The sequence below is a fragment of the Pseudoalteromonas sp. S1650 genome (genome assembly GCF_005887195.1).
GTDB lineage: Bacteria > Pseudomonadota > Gammaproteobacteria > Enterobacterales > Alteromonadaceae > Pseudoalteromonas > Pseudoalteromonas simplex.
Window position 1 is genome coordinate 1 of the sequence record NZ_PNDF01000239.1, and the last position, 209, is coordinate 209.

The 209-nt window shown below is 46.4% G+C and carries 1 protein-coding gene; it reads right to left on the reverse strand.

The window, feature by feature from the left end:
* Positions 1–209 (reverse strand): hypothetical protein (locus CWB80_RS22805; protein ID WP_212751503.1); only part of this gene is annotated, 209 nt, incomplete at both ends.

A 209-nucleotide genomic window follows, 5' to 3' on the forward strand; every position in this document is an offset into this window, starting at 1 on the left:
TTCCTTCAAAAGGAAGCGGCTTCACAATGATAGCTTCCGCGCGGTCAATAATTCCAACTGTTTTCGTATTGAAATTGACGCTATAAGCATCCCAATGGTCGGCAAAGGGCCAATCGGTTTGGCTCGTGAGCTTGCGAGCAAAATTAAGACCGGCACAGTTCAATATCGTGACGGTAAATGGGAATGCCGTATCACTCAGGAAGTGGAAT